A 17,557-nucleotide genomic window follows, 5' to 3' on the forward strand; every position below is an offset into this window, starting at 1 on the left:
GCGATCTTTTGATCCTGATCCTCAAATCAAAATCAAAAGATCGCAGCGTGCCGCAGCTCCTACAGGGCATGCATCTGGCTCAGCGCTTGGCGATGATATACACCGCATGCACGATCCCCGGAATATACCCGCACAACGTCAGCAGAATATTCAACCAGAACGCCCCGCCAAACCCGACCTGCAGAAACACACCCAGTGGCGGCAACAAAATAGCGATGATGATCCGAATAAAATCCATGGGGCAGCTCCTGAATGGGGGTTGGCTCACCTGAGCCATACAAGCTAATCGACCCGCGCCGTTCGTCAGGGTTCAGTGCAATAGCTGCCCACCGCCTTAAGCCAGAATTTTCAGCCCATGCTTCTGCACGATACTCAGCAGCTTGAGGGCCATCCCACTTGGGTGTTTGTCTCCCGATTCCCACTGTTTAATCGTCGATGCACTGGTATTCAAATACCGTGCGAATACTGGCTGGCTGACATTATTGCGCTCGCGTAGCGCCTTGATCTGATCGGCTGGGATCGCTTCTGGCACCGTTGCCAGGCAAGACTCATCAAACTCCCGCATGGTTGCCTTGCTGATTGCTCCGACAGCCAGAAGAGCACTGGCTGACTCGTGTATCGATTCAAAAACTTCACTTTTGAATTTCTTACTCATGAAATATCTCCACAAACTCTTTCATCGCCAACAAATCCCGAATCTGCTCTTCAGTCAGTTGCGCGTATACCTTGGCTAACTTTCTCAAATCCTTCAGTTCTGTGTGAGTGATGTTGCTCTGATCTTTCTTTGCAAACAGCACTTGATAGATCCAATAGCGCCCTCCCTTCGCCAAAACAATTGAGCGATGACGGATGGCGCTCAATCGTTTCTTCCAGACGCCACCACCAAGATCGTCAGCCTGACCTGCAAGCATCTGGCAAAACGCCTCCCGAAGCTCCTCGTCGCTGATCCATGCCTTGCCGGCTCGTATCGCAAAACCTTTGGTTTTGAACAGCCTGAATGACATCGGTATCCCTTCCCAAAAAAAATACCACCCAGTGGTATAGATTACAAAGCCATCCGTCTCGAAAATATCGATCGGCCTTAACCCGCATTCCCTGCTGGCGCTTTCTAAAAAACCATTCGTACCACGAACACTCAAGGACTAATTGCCACCTGCAAAACCCGGCCACAAAAAAAACGCCCCACGCCAAAAGAATCAGGCGTAGGGCGTGCGTTATACCGCGAGACGGTTCTTTGATTCGGGTAGGAAACTTCAGCTCAGACGGCAATCCCTTTGCGGCATTGCAGTTGTGCGGTGCGCACGCGGGCGAAGGCGCGGGTGAGGCGCAGGAGCATTTCGTCGATGTTGGTTTTGCTCACGGTGAGGGCCGGGGTGAAGCGCAGGCAGTTGGCTTGCGGAGCGTTGAGCAGCAGGCCTTCGTGCAGGGCGGCGTGGACGACGGCTTCGGCGGAATCGTCTGACAGGGTCAGTCCGTAAAACAGGCCTTGGCCGCGCACTTCGCAGTGGTCGTAGCGGTGCGCCAATCGGGCCAGGCCTTCGCGCAGATGTTGGCCGTTGTCGTTGATCTGTTCGAGAAAGCTGCGGTCTTGCACGCTGTCGAGCACCACCAGACCGGCCGCTGTCATCAGTGCGTTGCCGTGATGGGTGCCGCCGAGTTCGCCTGCTTCGAAACAGCAGGCTTTGCCCCGTGCCAGCAACGCGGCCAACGGCACACCGCCGCCAAGCCCTTTGCCAAGCACGACGATATCGGCGCGTACGCCGTAGGACTGTTCGGCGAGCAACGTGCCGCAGCGGCCGATGCCGGTTTGCACTTCGTCGAGGATCAGCAGAATGCCCAGTTCACGGCACAGACGCTCGACACCCTTGAGGTAATGCTCGGTGGCTGGAATTACACCGGCATCGCTCTGGATCGGCTCCAGCATGATCGCCACGGTTTGCGCATCGACCGCCGCATGCAGCGCCGGTAAATCGTTGAACGGCACCAGATCAAAACCCGGCAGCAGCGGCGCGAAACGGTTGTGCAGGTTGCAGCTGTCCGAGGCGGAAATCGTTGCCAGACTTCGACCATGACAACCCTGCTTCGCAACAATAATCCGCGACGCGCCGCCGCGATGCAGTTGGCCCCATTTGCGCGCCAGTTTGATCGCCGCTTCACAGGCTTCGCTACCGCTGTTGAGCAGGTAAGCCTGATCGCTGGAGGTCGCGGCGCACAGGCGTTCGGCGAGGCTGAGCATGCCGCGATTGTGCAGATTGAAACCGGGATTGATCAGCGCCTGCGCCTGACTGCTGATGGCTTTGACCAGCGCCGAAGGACTGTGACCAAGGCTGTTGGCGCCACCGGCCTGGGAAAAGTCGAGATACGCACGATCGTTGCTGTCCCATAGCCACGAACCCTGACCACGGACGAATACCTGTTGCGGCCGTTCGACGCTGGGCATCAGGCGCTCGGCGCTGAGATTTTCGTTAGGGTCAGATGGATTGGCCTCGAACGCGAGGTCATCAAGACTCGGCGTCTGGCGCCGCAAACTGAACAGATTCATTGCAAAAAACCTCGTTTGAGGTGTTTTGAACTGCCTATGTAAACACTGTCGAAGCGAACGCTATTCATCGCGCTTTCTGGCCCTGTAAGCCTTGTGAATGCGGTTAGACTAGGCTCACTGACGGCTTCGGGCCATTTCGTTTTTCCAGTACTTTCGATAAGCATTACTTATGGATTTCAAACAACTGCGTTATTTCGTCGCGGTCTACGAAGAAGGTCATGTTGGCCGCGCGGCGGAACGCCTGTCGATCTCGCAACCGGCGCTGTCGCAGCAGATCCGCCAGCTCGAACAAAACCTCGACGTCACTCTGTTCGAACGCAGCAGCAAACGCCTGCTGCCCACCCTCGCCGCGCACACTTTGTATAACCACGCGTTGCCGCTACTCGACGGTTTGCAACGGGCGCGCGAGGCGTTGGGCAACTTCAAGGGCCAGGCGCTGCGAACGCTGGCGATCGGCGTGCTGCAAACGGTTCACACCAGTCTGGTGCCGCAAATGCTTGAGCGCGTCCGTAAAGCGCAGCCGCATCTGGTGGTGCAGATTTATGAATTGACCGGGCTGGAGATCGAGCGACGTTTGCTCAATGGCTCACTGGATATTGGCATCAGTTATCTACCGCCGCGCCAGCCGGGTTTGCATGGCGTGATGCTTTACGAAGATGAACTGACGCTGGTGATCCCGGCAGATCATCCGTTGCGCGAATTCAAGAAAGTCTCGATGCGCCAGGCCGCCGAGCTGCCGATGTTGCTGTTGGGTGAAGAATTCCAGATCCGCCAGATCTGGCAGGCACAACTGACCGCCCTCGGGCGCCGTCCGCAGGTGCAAGCCGAGCTGAACAATATGGTGGGGATTCTCGACAGTCTGCCGCACACCAAACTGGCGACGGTGCTGCCGGGGCGTTCGCAGAAGGAATACGACGATCAGGATCTGCTGTGGAAGCCGCTGAGCGAACCACGGGTGCCGCTGAAAGTTGGGCTGGTCTGTCGCGATGTGCAGCGCCAGCAGGCGCCGTTGGCGCTGTTGCAGACATTGCTGGAAGAAGTGATGGAGCGCGAAGTCAGGCCGCCGCTCGATCCTTTGGTTTGAGCACTTTTCTGCAGGCAAAAGAAAACCCCGCCGAAGCGGGGCTTTGCAGACTGTTTCCCTGACATCCATTTCACTCCGCCACCCTGGCAGAATCCTACGTGTCCGTGTTGTTGCTTTGCGCTTCCTGCGCGACGTCCATGAAATGTAGATTAGCCGTGGATCCAATCCACGCATATGGGAGAACAGCAGCACGTCATGTAAGCAAATGCTTACATGACGTTACATCGTCAGAATTGCGCCGCATCCAAGAGGAACAACGACTCGCTACCGGCCTTCACCGACGCGCTCAACGAGTGAATGCGCGGCAGCAAACGGGCGAAGTAGAAACGTGCAGTGCCGAGCTTGCTCGCATAGAAATCGTCCTGCGTTTCTTTGCCCAGCGAGGCCTTGGCCATCAGTGCCCACATGTACGCGTAGGAAACGTAGCCAAACGCTTGCAGATATTCGACCGAGGCCGCGCCGATTTCGTTCGGGTTGTTTTTCGCGCGATCCAGCACCCACGACGTCAACTCGTCGAGGGTATTGACGGCATCGTTCAGTGGCTTGGTGAATTCGCCCAGATCGGCGCTCGCGGTGGCGGTGAAGTGGCGGATTTCGTCAGCGAACAGCTTGTAGAACGCGCCGCCGCTGCCGACGATCTTGCGACCGACCAGATCCAGTGCCTGAATGCCGTTGGTGCCTTCGTAGATCTGGGTGATGCGCACGTCGCGCACCAATTGCTCTTGGCCCCATTCGCGGATATAGCCGTGGCCGCCGAAAATCTGCTGGCCGTGCACGGTGGTTTCCAGACCCAGATCGGTGAGGAACGCTTTGGCTACCGGCGTCAGCAGTGCAACCAGATCTTCCGCACGCTTGCGGGTGGTGGCGTCTTCGCTGAACTTGGCGGTGTCGAGTTGCATCGCCACGTAAGTGGAGAACGCACGGCCGCCTTCGTTCGAGGCTTTCATGGTCAGCAGCATGCGCCGCACGTCCGGGTGGACGATGATCGGGTCAGCGGCTTTGTCTTTGTTCTGCGCGCCAGTCGGCGAACGGCTTTGCAGACGGTCGCGCGCATATTCAACGGCGTTCTGGTACGAACGCTCGCCGGTCGCCAGGCCTTGGATGCCGACGCCCAGACGCTCGTAGTTCATCATGGTGAACATCGCGTTGAGGCCTTTGTTCGGCTCGCCGACCAGATAACCCACGGCCTCGTCGAAGTTCATCACGCAGGTCGCAGACGCCTGGATGCCCATTTTGTGTTCGATCGAACCGCAGTTCGCCGGGTTGCGTGCGCCGAGGCTGCCGTCGGCATTGACCATGAACTTCGGCACCAGGAACAGCGAAATGCCTTTCGGCCCCGCCGGGGCGTCCGGCAGTTTCGCCAGCACCAGGTGAATGATGTTTTCGGTGAGGTCGTGTTCACCACCGGTGATGAAGATCTTGGTGCCGCTGACCTTGTAGGAACCGTCGGCCTGAGGCTCAGCCTTTGTACGAATAATCCCCAGGTCGGTGCCGGCGTGCGGCTCGGTCAGGCACATCGAACCGGCCCAGACGCCGGCGTACATGTTCGGCAGGTACGCGGCTTTCAGCTCTTCGCTGGCGTGGGCGTTGATCGACAGGCAGGCGCCGGCGGTCAACATCGGGTACAGACCGAAGGACAGGCTGGCGGAGTTGACCATTTCTTCGACTTGCGCCGACACGGCTTTGGGCATGCCCATGCCGACGTATTCGGGATCACCACCAACGCCGACCCAACCGCCTTCGGCGTAAGTCTGATAAGCCTGTGGGAAACCGGCAGGGGTGGTGACGGCGCCGTCGGCCCAGTGGCAACCCTCTTCGTCAGCGGCACGGCTCAGTGGCGCGATGCTTTTGCTGGTGACCTTGCCGGCCTCTTCGAGAATGGCTTCAACGGTTTCGGCGTCGACGGTCTCGGCCAGGGCCGGCAGTTCGGCCCAGAGTTTGGCGACCTCGAACACTTCATTGAGGACGAAGCGCATATCGCGCAGCGGCGCTTTGTAGTCAGCCATGGCAAACCTCGCAAGATCTAAACAGGTTATTCGTGAAGGGTGTTTTCGTTGAGGCCGAGTGTACCTCAACAACTTTTGCGACACATAGGGTCAACCAGTGACTGATTTGTTATTTTTAGTCACCGAAAAAAGATCGCAGCCCCGCCAACCCCAAATTCCCTGTAGGAGCTGCCGAAGGCTGCGATCTTTTGCTTTTTCCTACAGAAAAAACAGTTCAGCAGGCAACTTCATCAAACAATCACTCCCCGCCTCAATCGCCGCCCGATGCGCCGCCGTACGCGGCAACAGTCGCTTGAAGTAAAACTCGCACGTCGCCAATTTCCCGCGCAGGTAATCCGCCTCACCCTCACCCGCCTCCAGTTGCGCCTGCGCCACCAACGCCATGCGCAACCACAGATACCCGAGAATGATGTAACCGCTGTACATCAAATAATCCACCGACGCCGCGCCCACTTCATCCGGGTTCTTCATCGCCGCCATGCCGACCTTCATGGTCAGATCGCCCCACTGCTGATTCAGCTCGTTGAGCTGCGCAACGAAACTGCCCAACTGCGGATGCTCGGCGTTGGCCGCGCAGAACTTGTGGACGATCTTGGTAAAGCCGCGCAGCAACTTGCCCTGACTGCCGAGCACCTTGCGCCCCAGCAGATCGAGCGCCTGAATGCCGTTGGTGCCCTCATAGATCGGCGCAATCCGGCAATCGCGCACCAGTTGCTCCATGCCCCACTCGCGAATAAACCCGTGGCCGCCAAATATCTGCATGCCGAGGTTGGTCACTTCCAGCCCGCTGTCGGTCATGAATGCTTTGCAGATCGGCGTGAGGAACGCCAGCAGGTCTTCAGCTTCCTGACGCGCCTCGGCATCGCTGTTCAGGTGCGCGGTATCGAGCAGTTGCGCAGTGAAATAGGTCAGCGCGCGGTTGCCTTCGTTGAAGGCTTTCATGGTCAGCAACATGCGCCGCACGTCCGGGTGGACGATGATCGGATCGGCGGCTTTGTCCGGTGCTTTAGCGCCGGTCAACGAGCGCATCTGCAAGCGGTCGTTGGCGTATTTGATCGCGCCCTGGAAACTCGCCTCGCCCAGACACAGACCCTGCATGCCGGTGCCGAGTCGTGCGTGGTTCATCATGGTGAACATGCAGTTGAGGCCCTTGTTCGGCTCGCCGATCAAGAAGCCCTTGGCGCCGTCGAAGTTGAGCACGCAAGTGGCCGAGGCCTTGATGCCCATTTTGTGTTCGATCGAACCGCAGGACACGCCGTTGCGCTCGCCCGCCTCACCCGCCGTATCGGCGAGGAATTTCGGCACGATAAACAACGAAATGCCCTTGGTTCCGGCCGGTGCGTCCGGAAGTTTGGCCAACACCAGATGGATGATGTTGTCGCTCATGTCGTGCTCGCCGGCGGAGATGAAAATCTTGCTGCCGGTGACCGCGTAACTGCCATCAGCCTGAGGCACGGCGCGGGTCTTGATGATGCCCAGATCAGTGCCGCAATGCGCTTCGGTCAGGCACATGGTGCCGGTCCATTGACCGGCGGTGAGTTTGCTCAGGTAGGTTTCTTTCTGCTCGGCGGTGCCGTGAGCGTGAATCGCCGACATCGCGCCGTGGGTCAGGCCCGGGTACATGCCCCACGAGGTGTTGCTGGAGCCGACCATCTCGCTGATCACCAGCCCCAGCGAACTCGGCAGGCCTTGACCGCCATACACCGGATCCGCCGCCAGACCGTGCCAGCCGCCGTCGACGTATTGTGCGAAAGCTTCCTTGAAGCCTGTAGGCGTTGTCACCACGCCATTGTCGAAATGGCAGCCCTCTTCGTCACCGCTGCGATTGAGCGGTGCCAGAACGTTCTCACAGAACTTCGCGCCCTCTTCGAGGATCGCGTTGATCATGTCCGGGCTCGCGTCATCCGCGCCGAGGGCGGCGTAGTTGGCGTGGAAGTCGAAGACGTGATCGATCAGAAAGCGCATGTCGCGCAGCGGGGCTTTGTACTCAGGCATGGTGGCTTCTCCGTCAGCAGATTGCTTCAACCTACTGCCGACCAACACGCCCCACAATCATTGTGCAGACGCTGAATGCGCCGTCATCACTCAACCTGCGGCCGTGCCCATGCGCACCGCGCCACGGCGGTTCTGGCCGAATGCGACGACGCAGTTTCGCCCTGCACCTTTGGCGCTGTAGAGCGCTTCGTCGGCGGATTTCAAGACTTGCTCCGGCGTGCGTTGTTCCAGACGTTCGGCGACGCCGATGCTCACCGTCACCGACACACTCGACGCACCGGAACCGGCACGACGCTGGCGGCCTTGCTGATCATCCTGCGGACGGTTTTCCTGATTGCGCAGTTGAATGTTGTAGGACGCAATCGATTCGCGGATCACTTCCAGGTGCGGCATACACTCCTCAAGGGTTTTACCTGCGAACACCAAGGCGAATTCCTCACCGCCATAGCGATACGCCCTACCGCCACCGCTGATTTTCGACAGCTTGCTGGCGACCAGACGCAACACTTGGTCGCCGACATCGTGGCCGTGGGTGTCGTTGAATTTCTTGAAGTGGTCGACGTCGCTCATCGCCAGCACATAGTTGCGCCCGAGGCGCTGCATGCGTTCGTTGAGCGCGCGGCGTCCCGGCAAACCAGTCAACTCGTCGCGGAAGGCCATTTGATAAGCCTCGTGCGCAACGGCAGCGGCGATCATCAACATCACCTGGCTGCACATGATGTTCAGGGTGAACGGCAGGATGAAAGTTTTCGGCAGCATCCAGAACACACCGAGCAAACCGACCAATTGCGCCGCGTGCAACGGACGCGGGTTGCGCCAGTATTGCCACGCCAGCAGCAGGAATGCAGAGATGAACACTGGATAGGAGAGCTGGATCAGGCTCATCCATGCGCCATGCAGTGCCGGCCAGCGAATCTCGGAAAGCCAGATCAGTAACGCCTGGGGATAACTTTGCTCAAGCCCCAATGCGACGCTGCCGAAGGCGAGTAAAACGGCGAAGCGCGCGACCATGTCCTGAAACAGGTGCGTGCGCTCCTGCCACGCCGCGAACAGACCGAACAACAACGGCAGCAGCAAGCAGACCAGATGAAACACAACGGCAGCGTCGTCGCGCACCTTGCCGTTGTCGCGGTAATAGTCGGTCTGGGTGTCGAGCAGAAAGTAGGCGATGTACACCGTGAGCATCAGAAACAGTTCGCGCTGGCGGCGGTAAACCGCGCAATAAGCCCCGCCCAGCAACAGCACCAACGTCGGCAACACGTTGAACAGCGAAGTGAAGAATACGTTGAGGTCTTTGACGTACGCAGCCGCCAACCCCGCAAGTAACAACAGCAGTGAGGGTAGGAAATGACTGAAACGTACAGCGGAAGAACGCGGCAAGGGTAAAGCTCCGACCGTCTGGCAAAGTAATGGCATTGTGCCTGCAATGCATGCAGTTAAGCACACACAATGTGATCCAGATCACATGCAGTCTCTTTAACGGCAGAAGGCCTGGGATTCTGAGCGATTTGCTCAGTTTTTTACCTTGCTCGACGTGTTGGCCATCATTACTGATGGCCAGCCCAGAAAATCCCCCTCAAAGATCGTTGTAGAACGGCAGCAATGGGCCCTCCGCCGGGCTGCGCCCTTCGGCACCGTATGGCTTGAGATTGAGCGAAGCATCCGCTGCCTGGCGAGTCGTGACCTTCGGACTGGCCGGACGTTGGGTTACCGCATTTTCATCACCGACATGGCCCTGCGGAATGACCAGCGATGGATGATCGAAGGGCGCCCGCTCCCAGGCCACGCGCGGATCGGTCAGGCCGACTTCCATGAATTTCACCAGTGCATCGATCTCGTCCGGGGTCAGGTTGAGGTTGGTCATGTCCGGATCGAGGTTCGAGGTGTTGTGCTGACTGGCCGACGGGTGTTCGAAACCGCTGGTGTTGTTGGCATCCTCACCACGGCGGTCGCCACCACGGTTGTAGAACTCCATCACTTGCTTGAGCGTCGAGCGGCTGCCGTTGTGAAAGTACGGCCCGGTCAGCGCGATGTTGCGCAGGGTCGGCGTCTTGAAAGCGCCATCGACCGAATCGCGGAAGTTGACGTTAGGTTTGAGCGTGGCGTCGCAGGGGATCGCGGCGCTTAGCGGTGCTTCAAAGGTGCAGACATCGACGTCCAGCGGATCAGGGATGCTGCCGCCCTGCAGCAACTTGTTGTACTGACGGCTGAACGACCATGGATTGCCCCACGCATCTGACCCGCCAAGCGCCAGGTCTTCGGAGGTCGGGCGCACGCCGGTGTTGTAGAAGCCGTTGTCGTAGAGCGTGGTGAGGTTGTCGGCCATGACCATGCGCTCGATGCGTTCACGCGGGTGCATCAGCAAACGGCTGGCAGCGTTGGTCAGCTCCGGGCCGCCGTGGCAGTTGACGCATTTGCCCTTGTTGAGGAACAGGTTCATGCCTTCGACTTGCTGCGCGTTCATTGCGGTTGAATCGCCCTGCAGGTAGGCATCGATCGGCGCTTGATCGGAGATCAGCGTGGATTCGTACAGCTGAATCGCCAGACCGAAGAACAAGGGAAAATTGGCCTCCATCTGTGTGTACGGCGCACCGCCCACCAGCACGTTTTGCGTGGCGTTCCACAGGCGTGGCTGGAAGGCGTTCTTGATCAGCTCGCGATAGGTCGGACGCCGCGCGCCGGAAACTGAAGCGAGTACTGAATCGTTGGAGGAAATCCGTTGTTGCTTGAGCATTAACTGATCGAGCATGCGTCGCCCAATGTCGGCGAAGGTGCGGCCGCCACAGGACATTTCCACCCCGCTACCGGGCGGGCCCACCGCTTGCGATGCGGCGGAAGCGTCGTTCAGTGCCAGTCGGACTTTGCTGGCCACGGTACTGCGTTCGGCGGTTACGTAAATCCCGGCATCGGGATCGCGATTGCCGAACGGTGAAAAACCGTTGAACACGTTATTCGCGCGGCCATCCCAGAAGTTACGCACGTTGAACGCCGCGTTGATCACCGACGGCGCGTTACGCCCGGTGCTGCGGCGCACATTGATGCCGCCAACTTGAAAGATGCCATCGGGCTGCTGAGTGCATTTGTCGAAACGTGGCTGATTGGGTTTGACGAAATTGGCGTCGAATACGCCTTGGGAGCCGACCACATCGTCAGTCGAATAAACGATCGGCGAGTTGCGATCCAGTGGATTACTTAGCACGTGAGTCGGAAAGTCGGTTTTCTTCAGCATGTAGTTCGGCCCGCCCTTGCCGCCGGACAAGGTCGCGTAGGACGCTACGTCACCGGGGATGTCGGAGGCCACAAAGGGCTTGTTGAAAATCGAGGCGACGTTGGCGTTGGTGTGCGCCTGGCCGGGGTTGAGCTGGTTGGTGATGCGGTGATCGGCGCCGGCGTGGTAGTGGCAGGACGCGCACGCGGTGGCGCCATCGCTGCCGACCTCCATGTCCCAGAACAGCGCTTTACCGAGCAGAATCGCGGCGGAGCGGTTGAGCACGTAGTCGGTCATCAAGTCGACCTTGCGCCCGCCTTCTGTCCCCGACGGATCGGGCGGCAGCATGCCGCGCAGCGACTGCAGGCGCGGCACTTCCGGTACCGGCGGATCCACTTCGGCGGGCGTTGCGGCCATTGGGCCGGAAGCTGCGAGTGCGAGGGGTAGCCAGACAAGTCGACTGATGTTCATGTGCTTCACCCTGACGGTTGTTGTCATGAAGTCGCCGGGCGAGAGGTGTCGTGGAACAGCAGAGGATTTCTCGTGAGCGCCGGTCAATCAGCGCAGTGCAATTAATTGGCCATCCTTCCGTGAAACATTTTGAATCAATAAACGCTGGGGCCGCGCGATTTCAGCTCACCGTTTCTGCTGGGGAAACGTCCCCAGAGTTGGGGACAAATCCAGCGCTAAAAAACCGCTGCACCCGAAGGTACAGCGGTTTTTCAGGAGACTGCGTTAAGGCTTAGTAGCCCAGCGCGAAGTCTTCTTCTTTCATGTCCATCAGGTTGTTGGCGCCCGACAGCATGGTGGCCACGTGCGTACGGGTACGCGGCAGGATGCGCTGGAAGTAGAAGCGCGCGGTTTGCAGCTTGGCGGTGTAGAACGCTGCGTCGCCAGTGCCTTCTGCCAGCTTCGCAGCTGCCAGACGGGCCATGTCGGCCCAGAAGTAAGCCAGGCAGGCATAACCGGAGTACATCAGGTAGTCCACGGAGGCCGCGCCGACTTCTTCGCGATCTTTCATGGCAGCCATACCGACCTTCATGGTCAGCTCGCCCCATTCCTTGTTGATTGCCGCCAGCGGTGCAACGAATTCTGCAACGGCTTCGTTGCCTTCGTTGGTCTGGCAGAACTTGTGGACGATCTTGGTGAAGCCTTTCAGAGCCTCGCCTTGAGTCATCAGCACTTTACGGCCCAGCAGGTCGAGAGCCTGGATACCGGTGGTGCCTTCGTACAGCATCGAAATGCGGCTGTCGCGAACGTTCTGCTCCATGCCCCACTCGGCGATGAAGCCGTGGCCGCCGTAGATCTGAACGCCGTGGTTAGCGGATTCGAAACCGACTTCGGTCATGAACGCTTTAGCGATCGGAGTCATGAAGGCCAGCAGTGCGTCGGCTTTCTTCTTCTCTTCTTCATCGACGCCGTATTTGACGATGTCGACCTGTTTGGCGGTGAAGTACACCATCGCACGGTTGCCTTCGGCGAACGCCTTCATGGTCAACAGCATGCGGCGTACGTCAGGGTGCACGATGATCGGGTCGGCAGCTTTTTCCGGCGCTTTCGGGCCAGTCAGCGAGCGCATTTGCAGACGATCGCGAGCGTATTTCAGGCCGCCCTGGAAACCGATTTCGGCGTGGGCCAGACCTTGCAGCGCGGTACCCAGACGTGCGGTGTTCATAAAGGTGAACATGCAGTTCAGGCCTTTATTCGCCGGGCCGATCAGGTAACCGGTAGCGCCGTCGAAGTTCATCACGCAAGTGGCGTTGCCGTGGATGCCCATCTTGTGTTCCAGCGAACCGCAGGTCACTGCGTTTCGCTCACCAACGGTGCCATCAGCGTTCGGCATGAACTTTGGAACGATAAACAGCGAGATGCCTTTGGTGCCAGCCGGTGCGTCCGGCAGGCGGGCCAGCACGATGTGGACGATGTTGTCGGCCATGTCGTGTTCACCGGCCGAGATGAAGATCTTGGTGCCGGAAACCTTGTAGGAACCGTCGGCCTGAGGTTCGGCCTTGGTGCGCAGCATGCCCAGGTCGGTGCCGCAGTGCGGTTCGGTCAGGCACATGGTGCCGGTCCATTCGCCGGAGACCAGTTTGGTCAGATAGGCTTCTTGCTGCTCTGGCGTGCCGTGCTCGGAGATGGTGTTCATCGCGCCGTGCGACAGGCCTGGGTACATGCCCCACGACCAGTTGGCTTCGCCAACCATTTCGCTCACGGCCAGACCCAGCGACTCCGGCAGGCCTTGGCCACCGTGCTCAACGTCGTGAGCAAGGCTTGGCCAGCCGCCTTCAACGAATTGCTTGTAAGCCTCTTTGAAGCCGGTCGGGGTTTTCACACCGGACTCGCTCCAGGTGCAACCTTCGAGGTCGCCCACGCGGTTCAGCGGTGCCAGTACCTGCTCACAAAACTTGGCGCCTTCTTCGAGAATGGCGTCAACCATGTCCGGAGTCGCGTCTGCGCAAGCCGGAAGGCTCTGATAGTGCGCTTCGTAGCCGAGCAGCTCGTCACGAACGAAGCGAATATCACGCAAGGGGGCCTTGTAGTCAGGCATAGCGATAAACCTCTGCTGATGTAACCGGGAATGAACGACCGTGTTGATTTGTTGTGACGGTCAAACAGTTGTTTGAAACATACGTTTACGCCGAAATCTTGTCAAGCGTCGATCTTTTGCCGTTCGTCATCGCAGCTTTCAAACGCCGGACACAGCAAACCGCCATGGACTCGAACGAGCCACGGGCGCTGAAAAAAGATTAGTTGAGGGAGAAGGACTTACAACGAAAAACGCCGCGACAAGGCGCGGCGTTCAGAAGGCAGGTGAAGAGGTATTCAGGCGAACGTATCGATGATCGTACCGAGCACTTCGTCGGATGCCTTGACGACCTTCGCGCCCAGGTCCACTTGGAATTTGCCCTGCGCCATCTGCACCATGTCGCTGCCGGGATCCATTTGCTGGCTGCGGTCGACGCCACGCAGACGATCAACCTGAGCTTCCGAGGACTGGCTGGTGACCGAACGTTCGATGGTGGTGTTGGCGATCTGGCTGGCAGCCTGATCCACACGGTTCTGTCCGCTCTGAATCGAGCTCAGGCCCGCATAAAAAGCTGTGTTTCCGGAGATTTCCATAACGGTCTCATCCTTGGGAAGGATCAATCGCTGCCATTGAAGCAGACGCGCCAGAAAAACGCCCGTCAAAAACACTAATAGCACAGTGCCTGCTCATAGTGAAAAACTTAGTCGAGCAAATCCAGTTGCAGATGATCGGCCACCGCCTCTGCGCTCAACGCCTTGAGTTTCGGCACCCGGCCCAAACACGGCGCCGGGATCCGCTCAGCCAATGTCGCCAGATTCTCCTCCAGCCGCGACGTCTTCGGATCGATGATGTTCGCCACCCACCCCGCCAGTTGCAGACCATCCCGGGCAATCGCCTCAGCCGTCAGCAGCGCATGACTGATGCAGCCCAAGCGCACGCCGACCACCAGAATCACCGGCAGCTTCAGCGCAATCGCCAGATCCGACAAATTATCCTGATCGGCCAACGGCACGCGCCAGCCACCTGCACCTTCGATCAGAGTGAAATCGGCATTCATCGCCAGAATCTCGCGCATCGGCGCCAGCAGCGATTGCACGGTCAACGCCACACCCGCTTCACGCGCCGCCAGATGCGGAGCGATCGCCGGCTCGAACGCCACCGGATTGACCTGTTGATAAGTCAGCGGCACCGAACACTCGGCCAGCAGCGCGAGTGCGTCAGAGTTGCGCAAACCCTTGGGCGTCACTTCGCAGCCAGAAGCCACCGGTTTGCCCGCCGCCGTGCTCAGCCCGGCCGAGCGCGCCGCGTGCAGCAACCCGGCGGCCACCGTGGTCTTGCCGACATCGGTATCGGTTCCGGTGATGAAATAGGCTGCGCTCATACGGGTTTCTCCAACACGGCGTAGACCACCTGATAAGTCGCCGGCAATCCCGACGCCTCACGGAACTGCTCGTAAGCTTCGACCAACCCAAGAATCCGCGCGCGCCCGGTCAAACCGCCCGGTCGCCCCGGATTCAGATTGTGCGCACCCAACGCTTTCAATTCATGGGTCAGGCTGCGCACATCCGGGTAATGCAGCACATGCGCCTGATTCTGCAGACTCAGCGTGCGCAAGCCACTCGCTGCAGACAATTGTTCATAACGGGCGAACTCGCGGAAGCGGTTGACGTGCACCATCCCGTCGACCTGCCGCCAACTGTCGCGCAACTCAAACAACGTCCCTACACAAAGACTAGCAAACGCAAAAATTCCGCCCGGTTTCAGCACGCGAAAGGCTTCGCTGAGCACCGCCTCGAAATCCGCACACCACTGCACCGCGAGGCTGGAGAAGATCAGATCGCAGGTCGAATCCTGCAACGGCAACCGCTCCGCATCACCGGCGATGAAATGCTCGGCGCCGCCCAATGGCCGCGCGTGATCGAGCATGCCCTCGGCGATGTCCAGTGCCAGCCCGTGGCCCTCGGCAAACCGCGAAGCCAGCGCGCGGGTGAAATAACCGGTGCCGCAACCGAGATCCAGCCAGCGCGCCGGGACAAAATCCGTTGGCAAACGCTGAATCAACTGTGTACCGACATCACGTTGCAACTCGGCGACACTGTCGTAACTGGCCGCTGCACGCGAAAAAGAGGCTGCGACCTGACGCTTGTCAGGCAAGCCGCCAGGCAGCACAAGAGACAAATCAGTCATCACCGCACTCATGTAAAAAAGCCTGGATCGCGCCCGCCAGTCCGTGGGGGTCTTCCAGAAGAAACGCATGACTGGCCTGTTCGATCAGACCAATTTCAATATCCGGCAACAAAGTGAACAATTCTCCCGCTGCTTCCGCCGGCACCAGCGCGTCCTGCCCGCCAAACAGATGCAACTGCGGCCCACGAAACGCCTGCAGCGCATCGCGGGTGTCGATCTGTGCGAGCAATTCCAGCCCGGCCATCAATGCTGACGGCGCGGTATTCGGCGCACCGCCGAGCAGCAATCGCGACAGGCCGCGCGGGTCTTGCGCGCCCTGAGCACACAGCAGCGAAAACCGTTTAAGAGTGGTGCGCGAGTCGGCCTGGCAACCGGCGAGAAACGCGTCGAAGGTCTCGCCCGCCATCGCACTCGGCCACTGCTCATGGGCTACGAAAGAAGGATTGCTCGCTAATGTCAGTAACCCGCAGCAATGCTCACCACGCCGCGCCGCCAACTCGGACGCGAGCATGCCGCCCAGCGACCAGCCGCCGAGCCACACATCCTGAGGAATGCTTTCATCGAGTTCGTCGAGCCAGTCTTGCAGGTCACTGGAATCCAGTTCCGGCAGCGGCTCGATGTCGACTTTCAGATGTTGATCGAGGCCTTGCAACGCAGCGGCCAGAGGCTCCATCGGCGACACGCCGAGGCCCCAGCCGGGCAGCAGAATCAGGCGATCACGCATGGCTTGGCTCCGACGAGAGTTGGGCAAAGCAATCGGCCAGTCCTTCTAACAATAGCTGCACCTGCGCCTCGCTGTGCGCAGCGGTCAGGGTCACGCGCAAACGCGCACTGCCGGCGGGCACGGTGGGCGGACGAATCGCAGTAACCATCAGCCCGCGCTCGCGCAACATCTGCGACAAACGCACCGCACGCCCAGCATCGCCAATCATGATCGGCTGGATCGGCGTGAAGCTGTCCATCAGTTCCAGACCGATCTGCTCGGCGCCACGGCGGAACTGGCGGATCAGCGTCTGCAGATGCTCGCGGCGCCAGTGTTCAGTGCGCAGCAACTCCAGACTTTTCAGCGTTGCGCACGCCAGCGCCGGTGGCTGGCTGGTGGTGTAGATGTATGGGCGGGCGAACTGGATCAGGCTTTCGATCAGTTCCTCGCTGCCGACGACGAAAGCGCCAGCCGTGCCGAAGGCTTTGCCGAGGGTGCCGACCAACACCGGTACATCCTCCTGACTTAAACCGAAGTGTTCGACGATGCCGCCGCCATTCGCGCCGAGCGGGCCGAAACCGTGCGCGTCATCGACCATCAGCCACGCGCCTTTGGCCTTGGTTTCGCGGGCGAGAGCCGGCAAGTCGGCCAGATCGCCGTCCATGCTGAACACACCGTCGGTGACCACCAGCGTATTGCCGGTGGCTTTCTCCAGGCGCTTGGCCAGGCTTTCGGCGTCATTGTGCAGATAGCGATTGAAACGCGCGCCGGACAGCAGACCGGCGTCCAGCAATGAAGCATGATTGAGGCGGTCTTCCAGCACCGAATCGCCCTGCCCGACCAGCGCGGTGACCGCGCCGAGGTTGGCCATGTAGCCGGTAGTGAACAGCAGCGCACGCGGGCGACCGGTGAGGTCGGCCAAGGCTTCTTCGAGGGCGTGGTGCGGGGTGCTGTGGCCGATCACCAAGTGCGAGGCACCGCCACCGACGCCCCAGCGTTCGGCACCGGCGCGCCAGGCTTCGATGACTTGCGGGTGGTTGGCCAGACCGAGGTAATCGTTGTTGCAGAAGGCCAGCAACGGTTGGCCATCGACCACCACTTCCGGCCCCTGCGGGGATTCGAGCAGCGGGCGCTGGCGATAGAGATTTTCGGCACGACGGGCAGCAAGGCGTGCGGCGAGATCGAAAGACATGCAGGCCTCGACTTTCAAGTGACACAGATTCCCTGTGGGAGCGGGCTTGCTCGCGAATGCGGTCTGACATTCAACGGTGATGTTGACTGGACTGACGCTTTCGCGAGCAAGCC

The 17,557-nt window shown here is 59.5% G+C and carries 15 protein-coding genes; 1 reads left to right on the plus strand and 14 read right to left on the minus strand.

Features of this window, described 5'->3' with window-relative positions; translation table 11 throughout:
- Window positions 1–79 precede the first annotated feature (79 nt).
- From QMX93_RS23895 to QMX93_RS23910, 4 genes are all read right to left on the minus strand, one after another.
- A complete protein-coding gene (locus QMX93_RS23895) occupies window positions 80–238 on the minus strand; it encodes a YqaE/Pmp3 family membrane protein (RefSeq protein WP_003228885.1) in 159 nt (52 codons plus the stop codon).
- A gap of 96 nt (window positions 239–334) precedes the next feature.
- On the minus strand, window positions 335–655 hold the full coding sequence (locus QMX93_RS23900; RefSeq protein ID WP_053124440.1) for a DNA-binding transcriptional regulator: 321 nt from the start codon (window positions 653–655) through the stop codon (window positions 335–337).
- Window positions 648–1,004, minus strand: a complete 357-nt coding sequence (locus QMX93_RS23905) for a type II toxin-antitoxin system RelE/ParE family toxin (RefSeq protein WP_282358200.1) — start codon at window positions 1,002–1,004, stop codon at window positions 648–650. The genes QMX93_RS23900 and QMX93_RS23905 overlap by 8 nt, the downstream gene beginning before the upstream one ends.
- A gap of 254 nt (window positions 1,005–1,258) precedes the next feature.
- Complete coding sequence (locus tag QMX93_RS23910) at window positions 1,259–2,542, minus strand: aminotransferase class III-fold pyridoxal phosphate-dependent enzyme (RefSeq protein WP_282358194.1); 1,284 nt, start codon at window positions 2,540–2,542, stop codon at window positions 1,259–1,261.
- Window positions 2,543–2,711: 169 nt separating this feature from the next.
- On the opposite strand from QMX93_RS23910, the gene QMX93_RS23915 reads away from it, so the two are divergent.
- On the plus strand, window positions 2,712–3,626 hold the full coding sequence (locus tag QMX93_RS23915) for a LysR family transcriptional regulator (protein ID WP_053124445.1): 915 nt from the start codon (window positions 2,712–2,714) through the stop codon (window positions 3,624–3,626).
- A 227-nt stretch (window positions 3,627–3,853) separates the two neighbouring features.
- On the opposite strand, the gene QMX93_RS23920 is transcribed toward QMX93_RS23915, so the two are convergent.
- From QMX93_RS23920 to bioF, 10 genes are all read right to left on the minus strand, one after another.
- Window positions 3,854–5,632, minus strand: coding sequence for an acyl-CoA dehydrogenase C-terminal domain-containing protein (locus tag QMX93_RS23920; RefSeq protein ID WP_282358195.1), 1,779 nt, complete (start codon window positions 5,630–5,632; stop codon window positions 3,854–3,856).
- A 198-nt stretch (window positions 5,633–5,830) separates the two neighbouring features.
- Window positions 5,831–7,627 (minus strand): acyl-CoA dehydrogenase C-terminal domain-containing protein, encoded by a 1,797-nt coding sequence (locus tag QMX93_RS23925; protein WP_282358196.1) that lies wholly within the window; start codon window positions 7,625–7,627, stop codon window positions 5,831–5,833.
- A 90-nt stretch (window positions 7,628–7,717) separates the two neighbouring features.
- The gene (locus QMX93_RS23930; RefSeq protein ID WP_053124452.1) at window positions 7,718–9,007 is read right to left on the minus strand and encodes a GGDEF domain-containing protein; all 1,290 of its coding nucleotides are present in this window, start codon (window positions 9,005–9,007) and stop codon (window positions 7,718–7,720) included.
- A gap of 196 nt (window positions 9,008–9,203) precedes the next feature.
- Window positions 9,204–11,306 (minus strand): cytochrome c peroxidase, encoded by a 2,103-nt coding sequence (locus tag QMX93_RS23935; RefSeq protein WP_282358197.1) that lies wholly within the window; start codon window positions 11,304–11,306, stop codon window positions 9,204–9,206.
- 271 nt (window positions 11,307–11,577) lie between these two features.
- Window positions 11,578–13,383 carry an acyl-CoA dehydrogenase C-terminal domain-containing protein gene (locus tag QMX93_RS23940; RefSeq protein ID WP_212545004.1) on the minus strand — a complete coding sequence of 602 codons (1,806 nt, stop codon included), beginning with the start codon at window positions 13,381–13,383 and terminating at the stop codon, window positions 11,578–11,580.
- A 275-nt stretch (window positions 13,384–13,658) separates the two neighbouring features.
- Window positions 13,659–13,955: a hypothetical protein gene (locus tag QMX93_RS23945; RefSeq protein ID WP_053124459.1), complete on the minus strand. Its 297-nt coding sequence runs from the start codon at window positions 13,953–13,955 to the stop codon at window positions 13,659–13,661.
- Window positions 13,956–14,062: 107 nt separating this feature from the next.
- The gene (gene bioD / locus QMX93_RS23950; RefSeq protein ID WP_064388198.1) at window positions 14,063–14,743 is read right to left on the minus strand and encodes a dethiobiotin synthase; all 681 of its coding nucleotides are present in this window, start codon (window positions 14,741–14,743) and stop codon (window positions 14,063–14,065) included.
- A complete protein-coding gene (gene bioC, locus QMX93_RS23955) occupies window positions 14,740–15,549 on the minus strand; it encodes a malonyl-ACP O-methyltransferase BioC (RefSeq protein WP_282358198.1) in 810 nt (269 codons plus the stop codon). The genes bioD and bioC overlap by 4 nt, the downstream gene beginning before the upstream one ends.
- Window positions 15,542–16,273 (minus strand): alpha/beta fold hydrolase, encoded by a 732-nt coding sequence (locus QMX93_RS23960; protein ID WP_282358199.1) that lies wholly within the window; start codon window positions 16,271–16,273, stop codon window positions 15,542–15,544. The genes bioC and QMX93_RS23960 overlap by 8 nt, the downstream gene beginning before the upstream one ends.
- Complete coding sequence (gene bioF / locus QMX93_RS23965) at window positions 16,266–17,444, minus strand: 8-amino-7-oxononanoate synthase (protein ID WP_282358201.1); 1,179 nt, start codon at window positions 17,442–17,444, stop codon at window positions 16,266–16,268. The genes QMX93_RS23960 and bioF overlap by 8 nt, the downstream gene beginning before the upstream one ends.
- Between the last annotated feature and the right edge of the window lie 113 nt (window positions 17,445–17,557).

It is taken from the genome of Pseudomonas sp. PS01303, assembly GCF_029959385.1.
Taxonomy (GTDB): Bacteria; Pseudomonadota; Gammaproteobacteria; order Pseudomonadales; family Pseudomonadaceae; genus Aquipseudomonas; species Aquipseudomonas rustica.